The sequence below is a fragment of the Clostridium omnivorum genome (assembly GCF_026012015.1).
GTDB lineage: Bacteria > Bacillota > Clostridia > Clostridiales > Clostridiaceae > Clostridium_AX > Clostridium_AX omnivorum.
On record NZ_BRXR01000001.1, the window covers coordinates 762,196 to 784,071 of the forward strand.

16 protein-coding genes and 1 other annotated feature (1 of these 17 only partly in view) are annotated in these 21,876 nt (G+C 32.2%); of the genes, 3 read left to right on the forward strand and 13 right to left on the reverse strand.

Annotated features, from left to right (window positions below; genetic code table 11):
- Positions 1-141 (forward strand) — a binding site (T-box leader) (it extends 77 nt beyond the left edge of the window).
- A gap of 53 nt (positions 142-194) precedes the next feature.
- Positions 195-2,633 carry a leucine--tRNA ligase gene (leuS, locus tag bsdE14_RS03490; RefSeq protein ID WP_264848564.1) on the forward strand — a complete coding sequence of 813 codons (2,439 nt, stop codon included), beginning with the start codon at positions 195-197 and terminating at the stop codon, positions 2,631-2,633.
- A gap of 95 nt (positions 2,634-2,728) precedes the next feature.
- Here the strand turns inward: leuS and yjbM are convergent, their stop codons facing one another.
- On the reverse strand, positions 2,729-3,517 hold the full coding sequence (gene yjbM, locus bsdE14_RS03495) for a GTP diphosphokinase (protein WP_264848566.1): 789 nt from the start codon (positions 3,515-3,517) through the stop codon (positions 2,729-2,731).
- Positions 3,518-3,676: 159 nt separating this feature from the next.
- Here yjbM and bsdE14_RS03500 point away from each other — a divergent pair, with 159 nt between their 5' ends.
- Positions 3,677-4,552 (forward strand): DUF2225 domain-containing protein, encoded by an 876-nt coding sequence (locus bsdE14_RS03500; RefSeq protein ID WP_264848568.1) that lies wholly within the window; start codon positions 3,677-3,679, stop codon positions 4,550-4,552.
- A gap of 78 nt (positions 4,553-4,630) precedes the next feature.
- Here the strand turns inward: bsdE14_RS03500 and bsdE14_RS03505 are convergent, their stop codons facing one another.
- The 6 genes from bsdE14_RS03505 to tyrS form a co-directional block, all read right to left on the reverse strand.
- Positions 4,631-7,108 (reverse strand): CoA-disulfide reductase, encoded by a 2,478-nt coding sequence (locus bsdE14_RS03505; protein ID WP_264848570.1) that lies wholly within the window; start codon positions 7,106-7,108, stop codon positions 4,631-4,633.
- A gap of 87 nt (positions 7,109-7,195) precedes the next feature.
- The gene (locus bsdE14_RS03510) at positions 7,196-7,477 is read right to left on the reverse strand and encodes an ArsR/SmtB family transcription factor (RefSeq protein WP_264848571.1); all 282 of its coding nucleotides are present in this window, start codon (positions 7,475-7,477) and stop codon (positions 7,196-7,198) included.
- Positions 7,478-7,679: 202 nt separating this feature from the next.
- Positions 7,680-8,366, reverse strand: coding sequence for a metallophosphoesterase (locus bsdE14_RS03515; RefSeq protein WP_264848573.1), 687 nt, complete (start codon positions 8,364-8,366; stop codon positions 7,680-7,682).
- Between the two features lie 4 nt (positions 8,367-8,370).
- A complete protein-coding gene (locus bsdE14_RS03520) occupies positions 8,371-8,637 on the reverse strand; it encodes an EscU/YscU/HrcU family type III secretion system export apparatus switch protein (RefSeq protein WP_264848574.1) in 267 nt (88 codons plus the stop codon).
- Between the two features lie 19 nt (positions 8,638-8,656).
- On the reverse strand, positions 8,657-10,954 hold the full coding sequence (locus tag bsdE14_RS03525; protein WP_264848575.1) for a hypothetical protein: 2,298 nt from the start codon (positions 10,952-10,954) through the stop codon (positions 8,657-8,659).
- A 105-nt stretch (positions 10,955-11,059) separates the two neighbouring features.
- Entirely contained in the window at positions 11,060-12,280 is a 1,221-nt protein-coding gene (gene tyrS / locus bsdE14_RS03530; RefSeq protein WP_264848576.1) for a tyrosine--tRNA ligase, read from the reverse strand.
- A gap of 208 nt (positions 12,281-12,488) precedes the next feature.
- Here tyrS and bsdE14_RS03535 point away from each other — a divergent pair, with 208 nt between their 5' ends.
- Complete coding sequence (locus bsdE14_RS03535; RefSeq protein ID WP_264848577.1) at positions 12,489-13,313, forward strand: RMD1 family protein; 825 nt, start codon at positions 12,489-12,491, stop codon at positions 13,311-13,313.
- A gap of 73 nt (positions 13,314-13,386) precedes the next feature.
- Here the strand turns inward: bsdE14_RS03535 and bsdE14_RS03540 are convergent, their stop codons facing one another.
- The 6 genes from bsdE14_RS03540 to bsdE14_RS03565 all read right to left on the reverse strand — a co-directional run bounded on the left by bsdE14_RS03540 (position 13,387) and on the right by bsdE14_RS03565 (position 21,876).
- Positions 13,387-13,803, reverse strand: coding sequence for a hypothetical protein (locus bsdE14_RS03540; protein WP_264848578.1), 417 nt, complete (start codon positions 13,801-13,803; stop codon positions 13,387-13,389).
- A gap of 127 nt (positions 13,804-13,930) precedes the next feature.
- Positions 13,931-15,073 carry an AlbA family DNA-binding domain-containing protein gene (locus tag bsdE14_RS03545; protein WP_264848579.1) on the reverse strand — a complete coding sequence of 381 codons (1,143 nt, stop codon included), beginning with the start codon at positions 15,071-15,073 and terminating at the stop codon, positions 13,931-13,933.
- 85 nt (positions 15,074-15,158) lie between these two features.
- Positions 15,159-16,244 carry a GGDEF domain-containing protein gene (locus bsdE14_RS03550; RefSeq protein ID WP_264848580.1) on the reverse strand — a complete coding sequence of 362 codons (1,086 nt, stop codon included), beginning with the start codon at positions 16,242-16,244 and terminating at the stop codon, positions 15,159-15,161.
- Between the two features lie 135 nt (positions 16,245-16,379).
- On the reverse strand, positions 16,380-17,558 hold the full coding sequence (locus bsdE14_RS03555) for a cation:proton antiporter (protein WP_264848581.1): 1,179 nt from the start codon (positions 17,556-17,558) through the stop codon (positions 16,380-16,382).
- A 15-nt stretch (positions 17,559-17,573) separates the two neighbouring features.
- Positions 17,574-19,337, reverse strand: a complete 1,764-nt coding sequence (locus bsdE14_RS03560; protein WP_264848582.1) for a MutS-related protein — start codon at positions 19,335-19,337, stop codon at positions 17,574-17,576.
- A 64-nt stretch (positions 19,338-19,401) separates the two neighbouring features.
- Positions 19,402-21,876 carry a glutathionylspermidine synthase family protein gene (locus bsdE14_RS03565; RefSeq protein ID WP_264848583.1) on the reverse strand — a complete coding sequence of 825 codons (2,475 nt, stop codon included), beginning with the start codon at positions 21,874-21,876 and terminating at the stop codon, positions 19,402-19,404.

Sequence of the window (21,876 nt, forward strand, 5' to 3'; positions counted from 1 at the left end):
GGATACGAACTCGCCTAGGAGCTTGCTTGGCAAAACCAAGCACGGTAAAAACCGTTACCTTTATGAGTGAGATTTAGGCTTTTTCTGAGGGCTTAAGTCTAATTAGAGTGGTACCGCGGTATGTTATCTTTCGTCTCTATTATGACGAAGGATTTTTTTATTTTTTGTAATAATAATTTTGAGGAGGAAATATAATGGCAAACTATGGAACTGAAGTAGATGAAAAGTGGCAAAAAAAATGGGAAGAAACTAATCTATACAAATTTGATAAAAATAATTTAGAGAAAAAGCTCTATGTTCTTGAAATGTTCTCATATCCTTCAGGCAGCAAACTTCATGCCGGACACTGGTTTAATTATGGTCCAGTAGACTCTTGGGCAAGAATGAAAAGAATGCAGGGCTATAATGTATTCCAGCCAATGGGCTTTGATGCTTTTGGACTTCCAGCAGAGAACTTTGCAATAAAAACAGGTATTCATCCTAAAGACTCTACTATAAAAAATATAGAAACTATGGAAAAACAGCTTAAAGCTATGGGCGCAATGTTCAGTTGGGATAACGAAGTTGTAACCTGTGACCCTGATTATTACAAATGGACTCAATGGGTTTTCTTAAAGCTTTATGAAAAAGGCTTAGCCTATAGAAAAAAAGCTCCTGTAAATTGGTGCCCTAGTTGTAATACAGTACTTGCAAATGAACAGGTTGTAGATGGTCATTGTGAACGCTGCGAAACTGAAGTTACTAAAAAGGATCTTACTCAATGGTTCCTTAAGATAACAGATTATGCAGATGAATTATTAGAAAAACTAGATGATTTAGATTGGCCAGAAAAAACAAAAGCCATGCAAAAGCATTGGATAGGAAAATCTACTGGAGCAGAAGTAACTTTTAATGTAGAAAACTCCGATTTAAGTTTTAATGTATTCACTACAAGAGTGGATACACTATTCGGAGTAACATATGTAGTGTTAGCACCAGAAAATGAACTTGTAGATAAGCTTACAACTGCTGAAAACAAGGCTGCAGTAGATGAGTATAAGGAAAATGCTAAGAAGCAATCTGACATCGAGAGACAATCCTTAACTAGAGAAAAAACTGGTGTATTTACTGGCTCCTATGCTATCAACCCTGTTAACGGAAGAAACGTTCCAATCTGGGTTGGTGATTATGTTCTTAACACTTATGGAACTGGGGCAGTTATGGCCGTACCAGCTCATGATGATAGAGATTTTGCTTTTGCTACAAAATACAATCTTCCAATAGAAAGAGTTATTGCAGGTGGGGATAGTCTTCCATATACTGAATACGGAACCCTTGTAAATAGTGAAGAATTTAATGGTCTATCCACAGAAAAAGCAAAAGAAGCCATTGTGGATAAACTTCAAGCAATGAGCTTAGGTTCTGGAAAAGTAAATTATAGGCTAAGGGATTGGCTTGTTTCAAGACAAAGATACTGGGGAGCCCCTATTCCAGTAGTACACTGTGAAAAATGTGGTATTGTTCCAGTGCCAGAAAATCAGCTTCCAGTTGAACTTCCTTATGATGTTGAATTTGCGCCAGATGGAAAATCACCACTTGCAAAATCTGATAAGTTTATGCATACGACTTGCCCTCACTGCGGCGGTCCTGCTCTTAGAGATCCAGATACTCTCGACACCTTTGTAGATTCTTCCTGGTACTTCTTAAGATATGCAGATAATAAAAACTCAGAAAAAGCTTTTGACAGTGATACAATAAATAGCATGCTTCCTGTTGACAAATATGTAGGTGGACCAGAACATGCTTGTATGCACTTACTTTATGCAAGATTTGTTACCAAAGCACTTAGAGATATGGGATATCTTAATTTTGACGAACCATTCCTTTCTCTTACTCATCAAGGACTAATCCTTGGACCAGATGGACAAAAGATGAGTAAATCCAAAGGAAATACTATATCCCCTGATGACTATATAGTTGAATTCGGTGCAGATGTATTTAGAATGTATTTAATGTTTGGATTTGGATACACTGAAGGCGGTGCTTGGAGCGATGATGGAATCAAAGCAATAGCAAGATTCATAGAAAGAATTGAAAGAATCCTTGAAAATTCAAGAGCAGCTATTAATGATTATAGCAAGGCAAAGAATACAATAGATAAAGCTGAAAAAGAATTAAATTACTGGAGACATTTTGCAATTAGAGGTGTAACAACAGACTCTGAAATACTTCAATTTAATACTGCTATTGCAAGAATGATGGAATTTACAAATTCACTTTCAAAATATCTAAATGAAGATACTATAAATCCTAGCTTCCTAAAAGAAGTATTAATAGATTTTATAAAGCTTTTAGCTCCATTTGCTCCTCACTTCAGCGAAGAACAATGGAATCTTATTGGTATGGACTACTCCATATTTAATCAAAGCTGGCCTGTATTTGATGCATCTGCTCTTATAAAAGATGAAGTAGAAATAGCTATTCAAATAAATGGCAAGATAAAAGCAAGAATAAATGTATCTTCTGATTTAAATGAAGAAGGAATTAAAAAAGCATCCTTAGAAGATAAGGATATAGTAACTGCCCTTGAAGGAAAAACTGTAGCAAAAATCATAGTTATAAAAGGCAGACTTGTTAATATTGTTGCTAAATAAGAAAAAACTCTAGGTTTTATATACCTAGAGTTTTTTGTACCTCACAAGGATGTTTGCTTGTCACAGTGGTGGTTAAACAAACCATCCTTGTGACATTACCTATACTTTTCAAGAGCCTTTTCTGTAGCTTGAAGAAGACTGCTTAGGTCATAAACCTCTCCCTCTTCTATAAGCTTATTCAGCTGCATTTGATATCTTGTAGATTCTGCTCCTTTGCCAATTGATGCAAGAGTGATAATATTATTCATAATGTTAGAAATTAAACTAGACTTAACCTCAAATAGTTTTTGAGCATCTTTAATTTCATCCTTTATTTCTAGCATCAAATAGTCTAAATTAAATGCTGCATCAGCAGCATTTTTAAGCTTTTGCTTTATATCCCCTGGAATCTGATGCTTGTACTTATAGTTTAATGAATGCTCAATAGTTGCCCAAAAGTTCATAGCTAAGGTTCTTATTTGGAATTCTGCTAATATATATTTTTGACCTTCAGCCATATTTACTGGATACTTTATAATCATATGATAACTTCTATAACCACTTTCCTTTACATTAGTAACATAGTCCTTTTCATACATTATCTGCATGTCTTTTCTTTCTCTAACCAATTGAACAACTTTTTCTACGTCATCAACAAATTGGCACATTACTCTGATTCCAGCTATATCCTCCATCTCATATTCAATTCTATCAAGAGGAATATTAAATTTATTAGCTTTTTCTAATATACTTGAAATCTCTTTAACTCTTCCAGTGACAAATTCAATTGGGGAATATTCATTTTTCCTTCTATATTCAGTTCTAATACACCTAAACTTAACTTTCAGTTCTTCTACAGCCTGTTCATAGGGTATTAAAAATGTCTTCCATTCTCTAATCGCCATAAAATTCATCCTTTACAATGAAATACTTCATGTATATTATAATACAAGAAATTATTTTCTTAAATATTAATTATTATATCATATAAAATAATGTTTTCTTTAATTTTTTTTGTTATAATATTAAAAAAGGCATTTAACTAAAGCATAGAAGGTGATGTAATGAATGACAATATTTTTTCAGGACTAGAAGATTTAGGTCTTGGTAAATTAGACGAACTACAACTATTTGGCAAAAAGGAAGAAACTAAAGAAGGTACTACTGAAAAAAAGGAAGAATCTCCTCTAGCGCATCTTTACGATCAAGAAGTGCAATGCCCGGTTTGCGGAAGTAAATTTAAAGTAAGATCGGTTAAATCCTCTTCTTACAGGGTACTTAAGAAGGATAGTGACTTTTTTATCAGATATGGTACTGTAAATCCTTATTTCTATGATGTCTGGCTTTGCAATATATGTGGCTATGCTACTATGAAATCAGACTTCAATAAAATTAGAGGTTTTCAAATCGAGAAAATCCAAAAAAACATTTCTATGAAATGGACAGGCAGAACTTACCCTGAGGTTTATACTATTGATAATGCTATTGAGAGATATAAGCTTGCACTTTATAATTCTGTAGTTATGGAATCTAAAACTTCTAGAAAGGCTATGAATTGTTTAAAGCTTGCTTGGATGTATAGACTTTTAGAAGACGATAAAAATGAGCAGCTATTCCTAGCTCAAGCCCTTTCAGGCTTTTCAGAAGCCTATTCCTCTGAAGATTTCCCGATTTATGGTATGGACAGATTTACTACAGAATATCTAATTGGTGAATTAAACAGATTAGTTGGAAATTATGAAGAATCAAATAAGTGGTATGGTAAAGTAATATTATCCTCTGCTGCACCCCAAAAAATTAAGGATTTAGCTAGAGATCAAAGAGATTTGGCTAAACAAGCTGAAACAGCTTCAGAAGAAGAAATCGGCATGGAAGATGATTTGGCAGTGGATGAAAAGAGTAAAAAATCAGGATTTTTCTCTAAATTCTTTGGCAAATAAAAGTGATACCTAGCTTGCTAGGTACCACTTTTTTCTTTTCTAATTTTAAATTAATCAAAGCATTTATTAAGCTTTATCTTAGATAAATAAATTTACATTTGAATCTTCTGCTTCGCCTAGATAATATCCTACTCCACCTATTTTCACTCCATCAATTAGTTCTTCTTTCTTTAATCCCATAACATCCATAGACATTTGGCAAGCAACTATTTCTATTCCGCTATCAATAGCAGATTGTATTAATTCTTCAAGAGAGGTTACATTTTTATCCTTCATAACCTTTCTAATCATTTTTCCACCCATGCCCATCATATTCATCTTAGAAAGCTTTAGCCTCTTGCTTCCTCTTGGCATCATCATTCCGAACATCTTATCCATAAATCCTTTTTGCACTGATACCTTTTCGTGCTTTCTCAAAATATTAAGTCCCCAGAATGTAAAGAACATAGTAACCTTTTTGCCCATAGAAGCTGCTCCGTTTGCTATAATAAAGGAAGCTATAGCTTTATCTAGATCTCCACTAAAAACCACCATTGTTTTATTGTCCTTTACAGGTGTATAAGCTTGGTTTACTGGAGCTGCTTCAATAGCTGCATTTTTTCTTATAAATGCAGTAATGGTTCCTGCCTGCTTTGAAATATCTACAAGCTCATTATTGGTTCTCTTACTCCAAGCCTTTATATCCTCATAAAAACCAGGATCAGATGCTGTAACCTTTAAAATTTCACCTTCCTTTAAATCATCCATACACATTTTAACCTGCATTAATGGCCCAGGACAGCATAATCCACAAGCATCTAATGCTCTATCAAATTTACCTTTATCTTCAGCCTCTACCTTTACTGTTTGAGTATCTGGATCTATCTTCAGCCCTTTTGATCTATTATCATCATTAGTATCTTTATTAATTGGTTTGAAATTTAACATTGAAGACGTTTTGTATCCGCCAGTTACATTCATAACCTTATATCCATTTTGAGTTAATATTCTATCGGCTACATAACCTCTTAAGCCTACCTGACAGTACTCAACAATGGTTTTATTCTTATCTAATTCTGAAAGTCTATCTCTTAAATCATCTACAGGAATATTTAATGCTCCTTGAAGGTGTCCATTGCTGTATTCCATATCAGTCCTAACATCTAGCAGAATATAGTCATCCTCATTATTTTCATCTATATCCTTCCATGCCACCATATGGCTTCTTCCTTCAAGCACATTTTGCGCTACAAATCCTGCCATATTCACAGGATCTTTTGCAGATGAAAATGGAGGCGCATAGCATAGTTCTAGTTCAGCTAAATCCTGTACCGTTCCACCTAGTCTCATAGTTGTAGCAATTACATCTATTCTCTTATCCACCCCATCAAAACCTATACCTTGTGCGCCTAATATCTTTCCCTCATCATTAAAGATAAGCTTGAGTGACATTGGTGTTGCTCCTGGATAATAAGAAGCATGTGATACTGGATGTACGTATATTGCCTTATAAGGAATATTTAATCTCTTAAGAGTTCTTTCATTTGCTCCTGTGCTTGCAGCTGTAAGTTCAAATACCTTTATAATAGCAGAACCTTGAGTACCTTTAAAGCTTGAGTTTAATCCAGCTACATTATCTGCTGCAATTCTTCCTTGTTTATTAGCTGGCCCAGCTAGTGGTATAGCTGTCTTTTGGCCAGTAACAAAATCAGTTACTTCTATAGCATCTCCTACAGCATAAATGCCTTCCATGTTTGTTTGCATTTTATCATTTACAACTATGTGCCCTCTTGGTCCAATTTCTATTTCACTGTCTTTTAAGAATGTAGTATCAGGAGCAACACCTATAGCCAAAATAACCATATCTGCTGTAACACTATCTCCATTTTTCAATGAAACTTCTACTTGGTCATTCTTTTCTTCAAATTGTTCTACTCCATTATCTAAAATTAACTTAATGCCATTATCCGATAATTCCTTTTCGGCAATTACTACCATATCTGAATCAAAAGGTGCCAATATATGTGGTGCTGCTTCTACAAGAGTGACACTGACGCCTCTCTCTTTAAGATTTTCAGCCATCTCTACTCCTACATAGCCTCCACCTATAACCACAGCTGATTTTGTATTATTGTTATCTACAAACGCCTTTACAGCGTCGGTATCAGGTATATTCCTTAAAGTAAATATTTTTTTACTATCTATTCCCTTAATATTAGGTCTAAGTGCCTTAGCACCAGGAGATAAAATTAAGTAATCATAGTTTTCTTCATAAGTACCCTTGTCTTTACTCTTAACAGTTACCTTTTTATTTTTAGCATCAACTGAAACTACTTCACTGTTTACTCTAACATCTATATTAAATCTTGCCTTCATGTTTTCTGGTGTTTGTACTAATAGCTTGCTTCTCTCTTTTATATTTTCACCTATATAGTAAGGTAACCCACAGTTTGCAAAGGATATATATTGATCCCTTTCAAACATTATTATCTCTGCAGTTTCATCTAATCTTCTAAGTCTAGCAGCAGCAGAAGCTCCCCCTGCTACTCCTCCAACAATCAAAACTTTTTTACTCATTTTTAATAATTCCTCCTTTATTCGCCCCACTAGGGTAACCTATACTTGTTTGTTATTTTACAAACTTATGATTTGATATTTATTAACCTAATCTTCTAATAAGGCATCTATTATTTTTTTAATTTTAGGATTTGTTACTTTATAATTGATTTCAAGTCCGTTTCTTTCACCTTCAATAATCCCTGCAGCTCTTAACTTTTGCAAATGCTGTGAAACAGTGGACTGAGGCACATCTAAGCAATTCTGCATATAAGTAACATTACAGGATCCCTTACTAAGTAAGCCTCTAACAATACACAATCTTACTGGATGAGCTAAAACTTTTAATAATTCTGCAGCGTCATTATATTTTTTATAATCTTTCTCCATGTGGACCTCCTTGAATTCCTTATAGATCCATGAAGATTAATAATCTTCATGGATCCTGGTATTTCTTATCAGTACTTTGTTAATAATTCTACTTTTGTTATCATAACTTATTGTTTAATTTTTAAGCTTATATTATTTATTATTCTATATATTTATATATTACGATATATAAATATATAAGTCAACAGGTTACCCACCTGTTTTAAAAAATTTTGACTGGATCAAAATCTAAATAATCCGCTGAGGTTACGATATATTCTATGCCTTCTTGAACACCTTCAAAAACGCATTTTAAGGATGGCCCATGAAGATGACCATAAATTACCTTTTCAACTTCATATTCTTTAAGAATACTTATAATTTCCGTAGCCTCAAACTTCTCATTTACAGGTGGGTAATGAATCATAACTATAAACTTTTTAAAGCCTGCCTTTTTAGCAGATTCCAGCGAGAGTCTCAATCTTATAAGCTCTCTGCTATATATTTTTTTATCATGCTCCTTAAAATTATCTCCTCCAGGACATATCCAGCCTCTTGTACCACAAATAGCATATTCTTCATAGTTAAAGAAATTATTTTGAATAAATTTCATGTCGCTATATAAATCATTAAGCTTTGTAATACTAGTCCACCAATAATCATGGTTTCCCTTTATCATTATCTTTGTTCCCGGGAGCTCATGAATAAACTCCAATTCCTTAAGCCCTTCTACCATTTTCATGGACCATGAAATATCTCCTGCAATTAAAACAGTATCTTCATCTTTAATTTTAGAAAGCCAATTTTGCTTTATCCTTTCATGATGCATAAACCAATGCTCACCAAATACGTCCATTGGCTTCTCTCCACTTAATGCCAGATGAAGATCAGATATTGCATACAATGCCATATAATCAACCCCTGTCTTTTTTGCTGTCCAAATCCATTACATATGCTATAACACTTGCTACTGCCTCATAAAGTTCACTAGGAATGTACTCTCCAACTTCTACATTGACTAAAAGGTCTGCCAGTTCTTTATTATATACTATTGGAACCTCAGTGTCCTCAGCAACCTCTATAATTTTGTCTGCTATATATCCTACACCAGCAGCAGTAACAATGGGAGCTTCATATCCATTTTCATAATTTAACGCAACAGCTTTTTTTCTGTTTTCCATTTTATCACACCCTAGCCCTTTATACTACTACATTTATTCCATTTAAACTATTTTCTCCAAAAAAGTCTCTGCAATTTACAATATTCATTTCTTTGTCCTTTTTATCAACTACAATCTTTACATTATAACCAATACTTTCAAGTTCATTCTCTAATATAGTCTTACCAGAACTTATTAATTTTACATAAGGTTCTTCACATTTTATTTCAATATCCATTTTGCCATTTGTAACCTTAAAATAAGCATCTACTATCCCCAAATTTACTGTCTCAACACTTGCAGCTAATTTAATATTCTTTGAGTCTAATTTCTTTCCTGACTTTCTATCATCTTTCACTATTAATTTGAAATCATAATTTGTTTCTCTAATATTTAGTGGAACATCCATGTAGTAGTATTGATTACTCATAGTATTGAACACTTTAAAATTATTTAAATGTTCATTTAAATTATCTAGTACTTTTGAAAAGGTTTCAGGTTGTACATTATCTTTTGTTTGTAAAAGTTTTTCTATAACTGTCTTCATTTGTTCAGTTTTCAATTCTATTTGCTGTTTAAAAAGCTGCACAGTTGAATTATCTTCAGCTTGTAATACTTTTTTTTCCATTACCTTTACAAGTGTCTCACTAGTGTTACTGTTTTCCTTAAAAGCTTTACTAAGGCTATCAACATTCTCTTTAGTAAATTCAGCATCATTTTTCAGTATGGTTTTAATTTCATCTTCAGGTATACTTTTTAATTTTGATAAAAAGTCCTTAAGTGTACTTCTTATCTCTTCTGCCTTTTCACTTCCAGGTTCAATGTTTCTCTCCTTCATAAACTTTTGTATAAATTCTTCTGTTTGCAATGCTTCTTTTCCAACTTTCTTAACAAGTTCATTATAAATGCTCATGTTTTCCTTAAAAGCCTTGCTAAAACTATCAATATTTTCTTCAATTAAATCAGTATTATCTGCCAATATCGTTTGAATTTCATCCTCAGATAGACCTTTTGATTTTGATAAAAAGTTTCTAAGTGTGCTTCTTATTTCTTCTGCCCTTTCGCTTCCAGATTCAATATTGTTGCTTTTCATGAACTTTTGTATAATTTCTTTAGCTTGCAATGCTTCTTTGTCAATTTCATTCACAAAAGTTTTGTATACATTGCTGTTTTCTTTAAAAATCTTATTAAAGCCATCAATATTTTCTTGAGTTAAATCAACATTATTTTCTAGTATGGTTTGAACTTCATCCTCAGGCAGAACTTTTAATTTTGATAAAAAATCCTTAAGTGTAATTCTTATCTCCTCTGCCTTTTCACTTTTAGGTTCAATATTCCTCTCTTTTATAAATCTTTGTATAAATTCTTCTGTTTGCAATGCTTCTTTTGCAATTCCATTTACAGGTTTCCTATAAATACTGCTATTTTCATTTGAAACCTTGCTAAAACTATTAATATTTTCTTCAGTTATATCAGCATTATTTTCGCCTATGATTTGGATTTCATCCTCAGACAAACCTTTTGATTTTGGTAAAAAGGCCTTAAGTGTGCTTCTTATCTCTTCTGCCTTTTCACTTCCAGGTTCAATATTCCTCTCGTTCATAAACTTTTGTATAAATTCTTCCGTTTGCAATGCTTCTTTTCCCAATTCCTGAACAAGTGTTTTGTAAATATTACTTTTTTCTTTAAAAATCTTATTAAAGCTATCAATGTTTTCTTCATTTAAATCAATATTATTTTCTAGTAGAGTTAAGATTTCATTCTCAGACAAACCTTTTAATTTACAAAAAAAGCCCTTAAGTGTGCTTCTTATCTCTTCTGCCTTTTCACTTCCAGGTTCAATATTCTTACTTTTCATATATTTTTGAATAAAAGCTTCTTCTTCATCATCATCTTCATTTAATTTATTACTAAATCCAATAAGAGTTTTTATTTTAGATACATTTTCTTTTGTAAGTGGTATTCCGAATTTAACCATTTTTTCTAATAATCCTGAATCCTTGCTGCTTAAGTTCTGTTCTCTAATTATATCTTCTATGGAACTGCCTTCACTATCTTTGTTATCATCTTTTGTATTAATTAATTTAATTAGCAGCTTTCCTTCTTTAAATCCCTCAACCTGAAATCGTAAAAGTCCATTAGGTACAAAATCCACTGGTTCTTCAAGCTCAGCAGGAAACTGCCATCCGTCTAATAGCTTAATGATAACATCCTTATTATTTAAACCAGTTTTTACTATTCTAGCGGAAAAACCTTCGCCTATATCAAAAGAAAGCTTACTTGATATTTTTTTGTTATTATTGTTATACAAACCTGTAACATTATTTACTCCTGCCATAGCTTCACCACCTCAATACTCATCTTATTTAATTATCGTATGATATATATGACAGCTAAAGAAAAAACCCAGAAATTATCTGGGTTTTCTATAAATTATTATAATTTATTCAATAATAATTTTGTTGTAGTTTTTCTTACCTCTTTTAACTAGCATACTTCCTTCAGTAAAGTCTACTTCAGTAACCAGTCTGTTTATATCAGTTATTTTTTCACCATTAACGCTTAGACCACCCTGCTGAATAAGCCTCTTACCTTCTCCCTTTGATGGTAATATTTTAGCAGCAACTAAAACATCTAATATAGAAGAATTAATCATATCTTTGCTTACAGCAGCTGTTGGTACATTACTCATGTCTCCAGCACCAGCAAATAGAGCTTCAGCTGCGGATTTTGCCTTTTCTGCCTCTTCTTCACCATGAATTAATTTTGTTACTTCATAGGCAAGAACTTTCTTTGCTTCATTTATTTCTGAACCTTGTAGTGCTCCAAGTCTTCTTACTTCATCCATTGGCAAGAAAGTTAAAAGTGCTAGACACTTCTCAACATCTGCATCATCAACATTTCTCCAATATTGATAGAAGTCATATGGGGACATTCTATTCTTATCAAGCCATACAGCCCCACTCTCAGTCTTACCCATTTTCTTTCCTTCACTATTAGTAAGTAATGCGCAAGTCATAGCAAAGGCTGGCTTTCCTTCTTTTCTTCTTATAAGATCTGCTCCAGCCAGCATATTAGACCATTGGTCATCCCCGCCTAGCTGCATAACGCAGCCATATCTTCTATTGAGCTCTAAGAAGTCATATCCCTGCATTAGCATATAGTTGAATTCTAAAAAGGATAGTCCTTTTTCAAGTCTTTGTTTAAAGCACTCTGCAGTAAGCATTCTATTAACTGAAAAATGAACTCCTACTTCTCTTAAGAAATCTACGTAATTTAAATCTAAAAGCCAGTCAGCATTATTCGCCATAATAGCTTTTCCATCACTAAAATCAATAAGCTTCGATAACTGTTCTTTTATGCAATTAGCATTATGCTGGATTTCCTCTTTAGTAAGCATTTTTCTCATATCAGTTTTTCCAGATGGATCTCCAACCATAGCAGTTCCACCACCTACTAGTGCAATAGGTCTATGTCCTGCCCTTTGCATATGAGCCATCATCATCATAGCAATAAAGTGTCCAACATGAAGACTGTCTGCTGTTGGATCGAAGCCTATATAAAAAGTTATCTTTTCCTTCTCTAATAATTCTCTTGTTTCTTGTTCATGAGTGAATTGTTTTAAAAATCCACGCTCTTCAAGTACATCTACAACACTTGCCATGTTATTCCTCCTTGTATTCCTCTGGGATATTTACGCATCACTAATTACCATTAATCCCATGTTATTCCAGGCCAATTTTTAAGCTTTTAACCCATTTCTTCTTTATAGTATATAGTTAAACTCATCTTTTATCAATATTTTACTGTATATTATTTGTCTTTTATGATAAAATTTATCTATAAGTACTAAGGAGAAAGGATGTTCAGTAATGCAAAGTTGGGATTTTAAATCACTGGTGCTATGTAATGAAATCAGTCTATCAAAGATTGCGGCTCACTTTGGAATAAACAAAAAGTTTAAATGGGAAGATCCTCTTGTGCTGCATGATAACGGGTTGAAGGGAATTGTTAAGGGAACTGAGAACAAATGGGTTTATATATATGCTTTTGGTTCTATAGTGTTCATCAATATGGAATTTCACGAAATTCAGGATACAATAAAATATTTAAAAGATGTTGATCCAAATTTAAAAAATAGTTTTGCAAATAATTATCAAGATGAATATAGATTGGAAATAGATCCTACATATGATTTTGCTCTATATAATGATTTAATGACCTCAAATGAATTTATGCCTTATCATCTTGATATTATATCAATGATACTGGCAAAATCAACTGCTTTTGATAAAATTGAAGCTGATACCGATAAGCTTTTAGACAGTATTGAAGATGTAATAAATTTTCTTGAAAAAGGTAAATTTAATATGTCTGATGAGCAAATTGCAAAGACTTCTGCTAAAGTTTTAAGATTTAAATACAATACTATATCTAACCTTATGCTTTTAGATAAACCTAGTTCAGCTTGGGACAATGAAGATATTGAAAATTTCTTTATGCTCATGTCTGGTTTGTTCGATTTAAAAGATCGATTCCAAAAGATATCACATAAAACTCAAATACTTCAAGATAGTACTGATGTTTTTGCTTCTTTAACCCATGAAAGAAGAGGAACAAAATTAGAAATAATGGTTATTATTTTAATTTTATTTGAGTTGATTATAGGTATAGCTGAATTTGTTATGAGATTTTAAAAGGCTGCATTATGCAGCCTTTTATTTATATAAAACCCTAGTAATTTTCTAATTTGTCATTGTGTCTCTTACCTTATGCAATAGCTACGTACTCTTTCATAAAATCGGGTACTTCACTTTCCTCATGATTAATGTTTATATATAAGTCGACATTCATTTTTTTAGCTATTTTCTCCATATCAAAAAATAAATGCGCCGCATCTTTCATATCTCCATTGATAATATTAAACAACCCATCAATAAAAATGGTATCAATGTCATAGTCCTCTGAAAGAATACCGCACAAAAAACCGTAGAAACAATTGTTGTCCTTTAAATTGTAGTCCTCTGTAGAAATAAATCTGATTTTTCTATCCAAATCAAAAATATGTCTACTGTCATCATCAATATAAACTACATCTCCCTTGCACTCTAAAGCAATCTCGTTTGCCCTTCCGATTAATGCTTTAGTTTTTCCTGAACCTCTCTTATTGCAGAATACATGAATCATGATAATCACCCTTTCTAACATTTTTTAGGTGCTGTTTCCTACATTATATATTATTCAGAATATTTAATCAATATGACTTGCAGCATTTTTTGAAATGTTCAAAAAATTTTAAATATTTAACAACGTTTTATCTATCAATAGCACCTGGATAAATAACCTTAAACTGGTTATGCTCTAAAGAATTAACAAACATTACTTTGCCCTTATTTTTAAACGCCTTTTTCATCTTTGAAAAGCCTCTTGTTGATTTTATAAATCTCTTTTTTCTGTCAAGAGAAACAAGCTTTTCATAAATCCACATATTTCTTCTTAAGTAATCATGACTATTTGGATCTTTCCCTCTTACTAATATTCCTGGGCTTATAATACTAATACTCTTCTCTGTGACTACCACCTCTATTTCCTTATAAAAAATAGTGTAATCTCTGTAAAGTACTGCATTTTTTACTCCTTCATATATAGCCTCAACTGGGTAATTGTCAGGGAGTATTTTTTTTAATACTTCTTCACTTTTTTCTAAAATAGATATTAAATCACCTTGGATTATTGTTATCTCATCCGTGGATTTATTTACCTTATTAACTATTCTTATCATATTGTGAGGAATATATACATAGTTTGTTTTAGAAAATACTAATAATCCTCCTAGAGTTACAAAATATTCTCCCAACTCCCTATCCTTAGTAACAATTGATGCATTTTCCATAAGTAAAAATCTATTTTCATCATTTACCTCTATACTATGTGAAGAAAAATACTCATCCACAAGTTTAACATCTATACAGTCTAAACTTGCATGGATTATTGGACAAAGCTCTACATTCAGAGCAAGGTTTTCTTGAAGTGCAGAAACTAACTCTTCTTTTCTCATAGTATCGGTTGTAGAACCTCTTCTAATATAAAAGGCTCCATTTTCTCTCATCTGGTAAGGTTTTTGACCTCCATCATAAATTGCTATAACAGCTACATACTTATTTTCAACCTGGACAAATTCCAAGGATATAGGTATTGGAGGCTCACAACGAGAACTTATAATCTGCTGAATTTGCTCTTCGCTAATAGATAAATTTTCTACTCCCACTATTATTTTGGTTTTATCTTCTACTCCAATAATTAGAAACCCTCTCCCACCTCTCGAATTTCCTATTGCTATAATATCTTTAGTCAGTTCTTTTCTTCCACTTTCAGTATCTATATCTATCTTAAGTTTAAAGTCCAGTTTGGGACCTTCTTCTCTTTTAATAAGATTCATTAGTTTCTTCTTATCCATAAAACACTACCCACCCTTACTTTGTATTATACTATGTTTTATTTTAATAAATTATACAATAAAAGACGGTGAAATCACCGTCAAATTATGCACTAACAACCATATTCTTTCCCCATCTTTTAGCATTGTACATCATTGTATCTGCCACATTTAATACCTTGTTTAAATCTCTTATGCCTTCTTCATAATACCCTATTCCAAAACTAGCGCTGAATTTCACCTTAGCTCCATTAGTCTCAAGACTATTTTCATTTATCCTGACCCTAATGTTATTAATTTTCCTATAAATAATTTCATGGTCTTGTACATTATTTATATAGAGTACAATTTCTTCTCCACCATATCTTGCAACTATGTCTTCTTTATTTACAGAATTTGATATTATTCTAGCTGCCTCTATAAGAACATTGTCTCCCACTTGATGGCCGTATAGATCATTAACTCTTTTAAAGTTATCTAAATCAATCATAACTATAGCAAAATCCCCTTCAGGATTTACTTTTATTTTATGTTCTACTAATTCAAAGAAATGTCGTCTATTGTAAATGCCAAGCAGTGGATCCTTTATTGCGGTTTCCTTAAGCTTTTTATATAAAAAGTTATTTTCTAGAGCTATTCCAATCTGATTAGCTATTGCTGTAATATAGGTTACATGTTCGCTATTAAAAAAGTCATAAAGTGAATGTTCTACTATAATATAACCTCTGTAAATTTCACCTATATATACAGGAACACCAATTATAGAGTGTATGCATACCTTTTCTCTTATATTACAAAAAAGAGGTTCTAATGAATTTACAACAATTGGCTCCCCTTTTGCTATATCCTTTAAACCTAATACATCAAACATTTTCTCGCTAGGGTTTGGTACATTAGATGCCTTAATAGCAAGTTTATCACCTTCTAAAAAACATATTGAAGAATAAGTGACTCCGAGAATACCAATAATCATGTCATTAATCATGGCAATGAGGTTTTCATCACTTACCATTGAATTAATATAAGTACTTATTTCTACTATACTTGAGAGTACATCAAGCTTTTTTTCAAGCAAAGTATTTTTTATACTTAAATCTTGCAGGGTCTTCTCCGTATTGCCTTGATAATTTTCATATTCTTTTTTTAATTTTTCGTATTTCTTTTCATAATCATGATTATAATTATTATCCATTTTCCCCACATTCCTTGGTAACTAATGAAAGCTTACATAATTTATTCGTATACCAGTATAATTAACATAAACTAATTCTACACTTTTGAAGAAAATCCTCTTTTTTATTTTACTTTACTATAATTAATTTGAAGCTTAAGTTGTTTGCTTTACTTTATAGGAGAATGCCATTTTAAGTAATATAGGAGTTATTAATGTGGTAACCACAACCACAATAAGGGTTGGAATATATAAGTTTTCTGTTATAATACCTGCCTGGAGCCCTAAATTAGTAGTTATAAGGGCTACTTCACCTCTTGATACCATCCCAGCTCCTATCTGTATTGCTTCTCCATTGGACATTCCATACAGCTTGGCTACTATACCACAGCCAAAAACCTTTCCAAGTACTGCTGTAAGCAATAGAAGTATGGATAATAATAGCATACTTGTATTTATAGATTTAATATTAGTAGCAAGCCCTATGCTAGCAAAAAAAACAGGTGTTAAAAAATAAGAAGAAATATTTTTTACTTTATGCACAATTGTTTCTTTTTTATTAACAGCTGAAATAACTAATCCACAGACATAAGCTCCCGTTATAGCTGCAATGCCTAACTCTTCAGCAATAAATGCAAAGGTTAATCCAAGTGAAATTGCTATTATTGTTAGCATAGAAAAATTTCTCTCTTTTTCTGCAAGTATATTTAATAACCTTGGCAAAAATACAATTACAATTACAGATACAATGCAGAAAATTATCACCTTCACAGAAACCATTAGCATAACTGTACCAATACCTCCAGAACCTCCAGTCTTTGCTGTCTGTGCTAGGCTTAAGACGAAAGATACTATTATCAGCCCAATAATATCATCTATAACTGCTGCTCCTAAAATGTTCATTCCAGCCCTTGTTTTTAATTTTCCCAATTCATTAAGAGTTTCTACTGATATGCTTACACTTGTAGCTGTAAGAATAACACCAATAAAAATATTTTCATAAAAATCACTAAAAAAGCCATACGCACATAGCGTACCAAAAATAAACGGAACTATTACCCCCCCCATAGCTATGAGAAATGATGATAATCCAGCCTTTTTAAGTTCGTTTAGATCTGTCTCCATTCCTGCTAAAAACATAAGCATTACAACTCCTAAATTGGAAAGAAGCTTTAATCCTTCACTATCCTGTACTATATTAAGTACTGAAGGTCCAATCAATACTCCTGCAATTAAGGCCCCAAGAACTGAAGGCATTTTAAATTTATTACTTAGCATTCCTCCAATCTTAGTCGATATTAATATTATTGCTAAATCTAAATAAATCTGATGCATATTTCTTCTCCTTTACTAAACATTTTCCTCGGTAATCTTATCGACTCTACTGTTTGTTCTATCGATAATCTCGCTGGGATATCCTAAATATTTAAGTAATTTTATTGCATTTCTAGTAGGAGATACACCTTTTTTAAGCTTATAGTCAAACTTTAAGCCTTCGTCATCAACATCCTCAGTGAAATAATAGCAACCATAATTATTTACCATCTCAGTAAGTTCTAAATCATGAGTTGCAACTATTACAAGATTGTTATTATCCACAAGATAGTTTAAAATCTCAGCTGATGCACTTATTCTCTCTATTGGATTTGTCCCCCTGAAAATTTCATCTATAATACATAAAGACGGAACCTCTTTATCACAGGATTTAATTATTCTAAGTAATGCTTCTGCTTCTCCTAAGTAGTAGCTTTTTCCTACAAGTAAATTATCGCTTGGACTTATTGAACTAATTACTTTAAAGAAGCTTCCACAGTAACTTTCTGCACAGCAAGTATAAATTGTTTGAGCAAATAGTGCATTCACACCAATAGTTCTAAGAAAAGTCGATTTTCCAGACATATTGGAGCCCGTAAGAACAATTCCACTTTCATCTATTGAAATAGAATTGGGGATTGGCTCCTTTATTAATGGATGTCTTACTCCTTCTACATTTAGGTGCGCTTTTTCGTTATCAAGACATGGTTCTGTATAATTTTTTATACCCTCCCTATAGGATGCTATAGAAAGTAATGCATCTAATTCACCCAAGGTCATAAGCAGTGTCTTTAATTCTTTTCTATAGCTGCTTATACGGTTAATAGCATTATAGTACTGCCTTTCCTTAGAAAGAGTCAGAATATACACATAATCAGCAAACATATCTATTCCTTCAGTACGTCCGATGGAAGAAGTCTTTTTAGCTATTTTTGAGCAAACTTCTGCATTTTCCTTCAGTACATTTATGCATTCCTCAAGCTCCACTGCCTTAATATTAGAAACCTGTTTTGCGGTACTTATGAGTCCCGCAAGATAATTTATACCATCTACATAAGATGATATTTCTTTACCTTTAGTATAGTGTATATATAAATTCACTCCAAATAGCGCAATCAATAGAGTTATACCCAGAGATAAATTGAAAGGCATAATAATCACGGAGACAATTGGCAGTGAAGCAAGCAAATTGAATAATAACCTCATATTGTTCTTAGGAGGTATCTCGCTCCAAATAAGTTCTGCAGCACTATTTTGAGGGTCCCTTCCTAGATTAAAAAGCTTTAATTGTATTTCTTCTCTTACCTCTTTGTTTGCCTTAAATAAATCTATAATAGCTTTTCTCTTTAATAGAATATCGTTTTTAAACGCAGGAGTTCTAAGAATATAATATAGCAGCTGTTCTCCTGGAGTTGTATGAGTTCTATCCAATTCTTCATATATTTTGTCCATTGTTAAGTCTTCCCAGGTTTGATCATCAATATAGAATACATCTTTGTTTTCTCCTTTTACATAGGTAAAAAGAGTTTTAATATTCTTCAGATTCCTTTTTCTATTAACCTGCTTCCCCCACTCAGTCTTTAATACAAGTAAATCCATATATCTTTTATGCTTTGATCTAAAATATAAAGCAGCCAATATCAATATGGCAGTTAAGACAAATCCATAATAAAAAATACTACCTCTCCTTTGTGCAAGCATATAAGAAAAATAGGCAGTTAAGGCTGCAAAAGCTAAGCTAAGCTGGAAACAAGACTTCATTAGTTGTTCATTTCTTTCTAATTCTCTTTTTTCATCCATAATATTTGAAAACTCCTAAGGAGTATTCTTCACTTCCCTTCAATCTTTAGTTTAAAATTTAAATTTATCTTTCAATGTAGGTGGGTAAATAGATCGCCCAGTTATCTGTAACGCGCTCACCAGCCCTTGTATATATGCCCGAAAACTTATCTTCAGTAACATATGCACCTATTATTGGGTACATTATTTCATTACTGCTTCCAATTGTATTATAAACATTTAACCTTATATTATCTATATCTATTCTTTCTTGGAAAATAATATCCTGTTCACTATTATATCCGAATCCATCATCAAAGCTAAATTTAACACTCTGTCCTTCTCTTCCAAAGAAAGGCTTTATGCAATAATCCTCTGTGTTTAACATTTTTTCTGATAGAGTAGTTTTAGGTATATACTTTTCTATGCATTTCTTCTCTTCAACACTATAAAAGTTCTGAGGTATAAGCTCCCATATAAGTGCTAAAAACGCCTTGCTCTGAGTAATAAAAGTTGAAACTGAATTTATGCTTAAAGAATTATTATTAAAGCACTCTACAACCCCGCTGTAATATGTATCTTTCTCCAACCAATCAAGAGGATAATACCTATAAACAGCATCAATCGGTGTTCCATACAAATATAGTTTTCCATTCTCCTCTTTTAGTCCAGATATCTCACCGCTTATAAAATTAAAAGGTAAGTCCTTTATTATATCTAGGATACTGCTTGTATTGTACAAATCCTCATAGTAAATAGTTGAAACGAAACCAACATTCTTTACTAAGTGTTTTCTTTGACAATCCTTAATAATATTAACAAAGCTGCTTCTTATAGCTTCTTTAAAATCTGCATTAGGGTTTGTATATTCATTATAAAACCTTTTATAAATAAGTTCATTTAATACAGTAGCCTCCATGATACCTGCAGGTGTTTCAGAATTAAACTCTAATAACTTCAGTTCTCCAAAGGTATTTATTGCCCAATCAAATCTTCCGATAAAGCATAATGTATCAGTATAATCATTCTTAACTAATTTGGCTATATTATCATTTATTCCTAAAACAGGACAAAGTAATTCTGAATTTTTTTGAACCAAACTCTTTGTTTTCTTAAATATATTAATTATAGCTTTTGTAGCTTCTTCTATTTCATTATACATACTTTTACTAAGAATAATAGAATCCAAAGTAAAGGTTTCTTGAAGATTGCCATATCCTCCAGTATATTGATGCTCAAACATAGCTTTTTCATTAATTTCATTCCAATGCTTAATTCTAAACTCATCATTTAGCTCTAGCAAATTTATACTTGCATCTCTTAATGCAATAGGACTAATCCATATCCTATCATCTCTAGTTAAGTAATCTTCACTCCACCTAGTGCATATTCCAGAAAACTTGCCTAGAGTTAAATATACACCTAAATTACAAAATCCATCTACTTCTTTATAGCCATTTTCTACAGGTCTAATTACTTTTTCTTTTCTTATAGGACAAAATTCTTGTATAAGATGAGGTCTATTACTTTCTATAACATACTGGATTGTCTCTTTCCACTCCTCTTCGCTATGCATACAGCCAATATATACCTCTTCACTATACCTACCATAAATAGACTTTATAACATATTTATCCTTATTTTTATATAATTCATCTATTGAGCTATTATTAAACATGATAGTATAGGGAATAGTATTTCTTATCACTCTCACTTCTTCTTCGGTAATAAAATCAGATTTTTCTAAAACCATTTCCCATAAATATGCAAACAAACTTTTAACTTGGGCAATAATAGCTCTTGGGTCATTAATAATCAAAATTTCATCTTGATCAAAAAGTTCTATTACTTTTTCACTACTGCTTACCTCATAGAAGAACTCTGTAGGAAATTGCCTAAGAATAACATCTACCTTTTTATCAAACACCTTTACTGACTTACCCTCTACATGGAGATTTTTATCTCCTGCAATGATTGTTTCAAAACCTATTTCTTCTAGCCAGTCTGAATAAAGGTATGAAAGATGCAGTTCTTCATAATGACTTGGAGAAACAAGAATTGCCACTATAGGCTTTTTAGGTATATCACTTTTTCTACAATTGTATTCTTCCCATAAGCATAAAAAGCCCTTTTTAAATTCTTCAATGAATTTCTCGTTAGGACTATTTTTCCCGCAGAGCTTATACGAAGCAGCTATTTCCCTCTGAGCACAAGGCTTGTCATAATTGAATTCACTAAAAAAAACTCCACCTGACTCCCTTATAAATGCATCATATCTACACCAAAAAAAGGGCATTAGCTTTCCGTTACTATAAATTATATTATCCTTTAGAGGAAAATCACCCATTTCAAATGGAATACTTTTTTTGTTCTCTACAATATTCTTAAGCAGCCTATTGACTAAATTATCCAATACTTCTGCAGCCTGGACCATACAATTAAATAAAGCTCTATCTATACAAAAAGGAAAAGGTGAATATATTTCCTCTTCCCATTTAGAACTAATCATATAATAATTAAACAGTAGTTCTTCTGAAAGCTCCCTCTGCTTACGTCTCAT

What these genes read in the sequence shown, in the direction of transcription:
- leuS (WP_264848564.1), top strand. Translation starts at nt 195, where the DNA reads ATGGCAAACTATGGAACTGAAGTAGATGAAAAGTGGCAAAAAAAATGG.
- yjbM (WP_264848566.1), bottom strand. Translation starts at nt 3,517, where the DNA reads ATGGCGATTAGAGAATGGAAGACATTTTTAATACCCTATGAACAGGCT.
- bsdE14_RS03500 (WP_264848568.1), top strand. Translation starts at nt 3,677, where the DNA reads ATGAATGACAATATTTTTTCAGGACTAGAAGATTTAGGTCTTGGTAAA.
- bsdE14_RS03505 (WP_264848570.1), bottom strand. Translation starts at nt 7,108, where the DNA reads ATGAGTAAAAAAGTTTTGATTGTTGGAGGAGTAGCAGGGGGAGCTTCT.
- bsdE14_RS03510 (WP_264848571.1), bottom strand. Translation starts at nt 7,477, where the DNA reads ATGGAGAAAGATTATAAAAAATATAATGACGCTGCAGAATTATTAAAA.
- bsdE14_RS03515 (WP_264848573.1), bottom strand. Translation starts at nt 8,366, where the DNA reads ATGGCATTGTATGCAATATCTGATCTTCATCTGGCATTAAGTGGAGAG.
- bsdE14_RS03520 (WP_264848574.1), bottom strand. Translation starts at nt 8,637, where the DNA reads ATGGAAAACAGAAAAAAAGCTGTTGCGTTAAATTATGAAAATGGATAT.
- bsdE14_RS03525 (WP_264848575.1), bottom strand. Translation starts at nt 10,954, where the DNA reads ATGGCAGGAGTAAATAATGTTACAGGTTTGTATAACAATAATAACAAA.
- tyrS (WP_264848576.1), bottom strand. Translation starts at nt 12,280, where the DNA reads ATGGCAAGTGTTGTAGATGTACTTGAAGAGCGTGGATTTTTAAAACAA.
- bsdE14_RS03535 (WP_264848577.1), top strand. Translation starts at nt 12,489, where the DNA reads ATGCAAAGTTGGGATTTTAAATCACTGGTGCTATGTAATGAAATCAGT.
- bsdE14_RS03540 (WP_264848578.1), bottom strand. Translation starts at nt 13,803, where the DNA reads ATGATTCATGTATTCTGCAATAAGAGAGGTTCAGGAAAAACTAAAGCA.
- bsdE14_RS03545 (WP_264848579.1), bottom strand. Translation starts at nt 15,073, where the DNA reads ATGGATAAGAAGAAACTAATGAATCTTATTAAAAGAGAAGAAGGTCCC.
- bsdE14_RS03550 (WP_264848580.1), bottom strand. Translation starts at nt 16,244, where the DNA reads ATGGATAATAATTATAATCATGATTATGAAAAGAAATACGAAAAATTA.
- bsdE14_RS03555 (WP_264848581.1), bottom strand. Translation starts at nt 17,558, where the DNA reads ATGCATCAGATTTATTTAGATTTAGCAATAATATTAATATCGACTAAG.
- bsdE14_RS03560 (WP_264848582.1), bottom strand. Translation starts at nt 19,337, where the DNA reads ATGGATGAAAAAAGAGAATTAGAAAGAAATGAACAACTAATGAAGTCT.
- bsdE14_RS03565 (WP_264848583.1), bottom strand. Translation starts at nt 21,876, where the DNA reads ATGAGACGTAAGCAGAGGGAGCTTTCAGAAGAACTACTGTTTAATTAT.